5 protein-coding genes are annotated in these 5321 nt (G+C 41.4%); all 5 read right to left on the reverse strand.

What is annotated here, in order from left to right; translation table 11 throughout:
- Nucleotides 1–494: 494 nt before the first annotated feature.
- The 5 genes from H6G97_RS44670 to H6G97_RS44685 all read right to left on the reverse strand — a co-directional run bounded on the left by H6G97_RS44670 (nt 495) and on the right by H6G97_RS44685 (nt 5030).
- The gene (locus H6G97_RS44670) at nt 495–2222 is read right to left on the reverse strand and encodes a LysM peptidoglycan-binding domain-containing protein (protein WP_190946894.1); all 1728 of its coding nucleotides are present in this window, start codon (nt 2220–2222) and stop codon (nt 495–497) included.
- Nucleotides 2223–2493: 271 nt separating this feature from the next.
- Complete coding sequence (locus tag H6G97_RS44675; protein WP_190946895.1) at nt 2494–2847, reverse strand: hypothetical protein; 354 nt, start codon at nt 2845–2847, stop codon at nt 2494–2496.
- A 290-nt stretch (nt 2848–3137) separates the two neighbouring features.
- A complete protein-coding gene (locus tag H6G97_RS55695; RefSeq protein ID WP_338421981.1) occupies nt 3138–3371 on the reverse strand; it encodes a hypothetical protein in 234 nt (77 codons plus the stop codon).
- 83 nt (nt 3372–3454) lie between these two features.
- The gene (locus H6G97_RS55700) at nt 3455–3622 is read right to left on the reverse strand and encodes a hypothetical protein (protein WP_338421982.1); all 168 of its coding nucleotides are present in this window, start codon (nt 3620–3622) and stop codon (nt 3455–3457) included.
- Between the two features lie 235 nt (nt 3623–3857).
- A complete protein-coding gene (locus H6G97_RS44685) occupies nt 3858–5030 on the reverse strand; it encodes an alpha/beta hydrolase (RefSeq protein ID WP_190946896.1) in 1173 nt (390 codons plus the stop codon).
- Nucleotides 5031–5321 lie beyond the last annotated feature (291 nt).

Below are 5321 nucleotides of genomic sequence, written 5' to 3' on the forward strand. Positions count from 1 at the left end.
TTCTGATTGCTTTATATGCTGCCCCATTTTCTCCACCAGTTGTTTGATGCTGGCTGGAGTCTTTTCCCAATCTGAGTCGGAAATTTCAATTCCGTAGGCGAGGCAGTTTTCATCCATGCCTCTTAATCTACCATCTCAGTAACCCATTTTTGACTGTAGCGTTTCTTATCCTGTGAACGGTTACATTTTACAAGACATAAATTACCTCAACTTAGTTCTATTTTTGTGGATATTTTTGGTACAACTAACTAGTTGCAAACTTTATCGGCGTTACAGCATGGCGTAAATAAACCACCTATTGTAAATGTCTAAACCCATGCCAAAAAGTGGCGTTGCAGAACAGTGGAATGAATTGGGGCAAGCAGGGGAGGCAGAGGAAGCAGGGGGAGAATTTTAGAACTTGCCAAATCATCCCGCAAATATGCAACACCCAAAAAATAATTACAAATTACGAATTACGAATTACGAATTGAGCCTTGCAGATAAAGCCTTCGCTAGTGCTGGAGCCTTTCTTTAAGTTGCGCTTCGTAGAGAGACGCTGGAGAAAGCTTGCCCTTTTCGTCTTCGCCTTCCACGTTTCCAATCGCACCTGAGAATTTGAACTTTTTCTGCACCTTACCTGTTGAAGACACCGCGTAATTCTGCGCCGTTGGTGGTTTTTGGACAATTATTGTGCCGTTGTAGTTCCAAATAGTGGAGTGTGCTGCCGACCAACCGTGACCACTGCCGAAATTGCCGCGATTAATCAAAGCGATGCTTCCAGTATCAGGGCTGTTCTCGTCGATGCTATCGAAGAGCATGGCTTGAGTCCAGAGTCGATGTCCTTCACTGTCGGAGTTATCTGCGGATTTAGAGCCTAAGCCTTTCGACTTGCATTTGTGGAAGACAATTCCAGAAGCGCTACTTGTACCGTTAGAAATAAAGTTATGGCGGCCGTTTGTTGCCTCACAGTTCTGGAATAAGATGAGTTGACTGTGCTTTTCGGTGTTGAAATTGTACATACGTCCGCCTGTGCGAATGGCAATTGGGTCGAACGCCTTGACATCTGTCACCGTAACCCTCAATGCTCCTTCTGTGTACACACCTGAGAATCCAAAGTGCAGGGCGGTGAGATTACGCACCCAGGCATCTTCTGCACCGATAACGCTAACTGCACTCCACAGGGATTTCTCGTCTTCGCCGCCTTTATCAATTTCGATGCGTAGATTCTCAAGCCCCACATTTGTCAAGACTTCACTGCTGTTAATCTTGCAGACGGTAGATTGTGACAACTTGCGATCGAGATGATTGTAAATCGGTGCGTCAAGGACGATCGTGTTTCCTTCCACGCGATTAACCCGTCGATAATACACAATGTCTATTTTGCCTGGTTTCCAAGGGTTCTTCTTAGGGTCATCAACCTCGCCCACTCCACCACCGTCAAGCGCATCAATCCACTTCTGCGTAGAGGGATGCTTAATGATGATGGCATCGCCAGTCTTAAATAGTGAAGCATTCTCGACATTGAAGCCCAGTGAGCCAACTTGAACGAAATCATCTGTAATCTTGGTTTCGTCTCCTGATTTCCAAGGCGCTGGATTATTAGTACCCAGAATTACAACTGATTTATCTGCTGGTCTGTCTTGTTTCCCTTCGACAATAGGGCGACTAACCACTTTGGCAGCTAGAATTGTGTCTTGAGTGCGATCGCTCCCATCACCAGAACCACGCAATACAACCCCACTTGCTTTAATTTGAATTGTACTGCGAAGTTCGTAAACTCCCGGCTTTAGTACCAAAGCACCACGAAATCCATTAGCATCAGGTTGGCGTGTCGCCACAGCATCCAGTGCTTTTTGAATGTGTGCAGTATTATCACCCGAAATTGGTGAGATGCTTGACACTTCTGGAACGTTGGGCAATTCAACTTCACCATAAAGATAACCTGCATAGCTATAGTCGGGAATCCGGTTTTGCTCTTTATCCGAGATGTAAGTTAGTTTACCATTACTGCCAAAAAAGACGCGCTTTGATTGCCACTCACCCGTCGGTGGCACAGAGCCATTAGGAATGCAGATTTCCTGACCCGTTTGCAAATTCTCAGCTTCCTTTTCTGTGAAGGGAATGCCGTTAGGATTCAAGATCTCACGCCAGCGATCGCCATCACCTAACTCCCGTTCGGCAATGATAAAAAGCGTATCACCTGATTTTATTTTGTATGAACTACCGATTTGACAAGTCATAAATTTACTTCTATTGAGTAGGGTTTTGTTGATAAAATTTGAGCTTGTATGCAAAATATTCTTCAGGCAGTAATCAACTCAGCAGTTAAGATAGTGAGTTAAATTGCAGCTACATCCAGGTATTAGATGTTTCCTTTAATTGCATACTTTTAGAGTAAATAGATTTGAGCAGATTTACATCGTCAAGGCTGGAAAGTATTTTTCCAATTTTGGAAAGTGAATTTATGAGCGTGATTGTTTATAAATCATTACCTTGCGCGTCATTTAAAACTTATCTTGATTTTGAGCAATTCTGCTTCCAAACAAGCTGCCCATCTTGAATAACACTAAGGTAAGCAGTTTTACGACTCCAGGAATCTTCTATTTCATACGTTGTATTGCTGTTGCTGAAACTATAAATCCAAGAGCTTCCACTATTACGTGAACTGCCATTCCTAAGAACTAAGTTGCCATTAATACTACTAGCACTGTAAGAATATTCATTTAAGGCGTACTCATTTAAAGTTACAGAGTAATTCCCACAGTAGTAAGTGTGCTTCCACCCAACATGGGCTTGGGCTGTTTTAGGAAAGATTGCCGCTATGATGGCGATTCCCATAGTCGTAGAAACGACAAAATTCTTCATTATCTTTTCTTCTTTAAAAAATATGTATGTGTTCATCAAATGTAAATTTGATGGTACTGATTTCTCTCTACACTATGAGAATATATGAATTGAATTAAGTACACATCGTCAAGGTAGGAAAATTGTTTTCCAAAATCGGAAAGCAATTTTTGAAACTTAGTAGCACTAAGCGTATGAACTAAAACCCCGGATTTCTCACTTGTAAGAAATCCGGGTATAGTGTTTCCAAAACTCGTCTGAAAATAGTGTTCGTTATGTTTGTTAGCTATCGAATCAAGATGCAGTATTTATCAACCTTTAGGTGAATCGTAGCTGTCAGGTAAAACAAAATATTTTCTCAAATTTTCTCGTTGCATAAACGCTAAGTATTGAGCGGTCATTTCTGGGGTCAGTAACTCTATCAACAATCTGTTTTCTACCCAGAACAAGATGAAATCAAAGCCGAAGCTAGCGTATTCCAGCAGCCAATCTTCACGTTGGGCAATTTGCTCAATTTGTTCGACGCTGGTAGGTACAGAGATCATCACATGGGTACCTGTAAACTTAGAAGCAGTTGGATTTTGTATATATGCTCGTTTCTACTGGCTGTCACCAGGTGTTATTTCAGTTACCAAAGGATAAACTTCAATTTCTGTACCATATTCATCAAAAGGGGAAAAACGATATGGTCGTCTGGGCTAAAGGGATGGGGTGTCGCTTGCCCTTGCAAGATTTCAGCGAGAACTTGGGCAACGTGCTGAGGGTTTTCAGCAGAAATAGAAAGGTGATGAATCATTCAATAACTTCCTTGATAACAACCACTAACATTAATCAAAGTTGAAAATATCGAGAAGTGCAGGTTTGAAAAATTAATATTACTCTTCGCTACATCTAAGCGATCGCTGTAAAAATATCAATAAATTACGCTTATCAAGTGTGCTATTCACTCTATTCTCCTTTTCCCTTGCCTTTTAACTTTTTCTCAGACCAAAGTATTGCCAACACCCTGACTCAGGATTAAAACTCCTCCTCTACCTTGGGCAACTATGAGGTGTCATTAGTTTGTTGATTGACTGTTGCCAGAGTAAAGAGTTATCTGACACGATATCAGGAGCTAACCCCAACTCCCAAGCATTCATCGGTATGAGGTCTTTCCAAGGCTGGCATTGTGAGTAAAATACACGATTCGACCATGCAATAGCAGTTGCAAAGAAAGCTGGAGCATTGCGGTGTAGGTTAAGATTATGACCTGCATTTTTAATAACCTTCACTTCAACGCTAGGACTAGATTTATAGTATGTCGGCTCAACTGGCGCTTCTAAACATTGAGATGGAGTACAAAAAATATTATCAAACTGTCCTATAACAATAAGAACCGGCACGCGAATGCTTTGCACATTATTAGGTGAAGTGACAATTGGTGCAAATGTATTTCCTTCACCTATTGTAAAAGTCTCTTTCGTTGACTCATCCAATGCAATGACATCGGGATCTGTATTAGGAATCGAATAAAAAATAGTTCGCTTACCAGGAAAGGTGGTGAGATAGCCGTATGGTAAGTTCTGTTCCTGAAAGCGAGGATCTTGTTGTGCCGGATAAAGAGATGTGCCAACATCGCCATATCCTGGGCCTTGGGCATGGAGAAAACTTGTAAGGATCAGTCCATCCACATCATTATACTGAGCCGCTAGTATTGCAACTCCCGACCCAAGTGAGTGACCAACAAGAATAATCTTAGAAAATTCCCCTAAACGACCATCTCGAAGGGCTTGAACAATTTGGTGAACTACAAATGCGTTTGCCTGCATTGTGACTTCACTCCCTATTGGGCGGTCACTTTTACCAATTCCAATTCGCTCTAGGTTTAATGTTGCATAACCTACATTTGTTAATGCTCGAACGTAAGAATATCGCTGCGGATGCAAAGGAAAATCCCAATAAACAGATCCATACGTAGCTCCAGAAATAAGTAGGTGAACAACGTTTTTGTGATTAGGTTTGTAACAAAGTTCTCCGACTACTTCATAATTAGGTGGCTGTCCTTCTATAAGCGAGACTACCTGTTTTATCTGCTTGCAAATTGTACGACGATCAGAGGCAGCAGCTGGAGTTGTGCTGACAAGTGAGACAGCTAGTAATTGAATTAAAGGAATGACGAGACTGGCAGTTGCAACTACAATCTTGGAATACCATTTGTTATTCATTTTTAACTTCTCCTTAAGAAATATAGATTGTCATTTTTACTTGTTAGACTAGGTAGCTATTTAGACAACTCTTGGCATAAAGCATTGCTCTAGTTTTTCAAAGTATTAAAAGCAGGTACAAATCGTAAACGTTCACAGGAGTTATCCTGCTACTGTAAAAAATAAGTACACGTAAATGGTAGATTAAGAGGCATGAATGAAAACTGCCTCGCCTACGGAATCGAAATTTCCGACTTAGATTGGGAAAAGACTCCAGCCATTGTCAAAGAACTGGTGGAGAAAATGGGGCAG

It is taken from the genome of Nostoc flagelliforme FACHB-838 (assembly GCF_014698065.1).
GTDB lineage: Bacteria > Cyanobacteriota > Cyanobacteriia > Cyanobacteriales > Nostocaceae > Nostoc > Nostoc flagelliforme_B.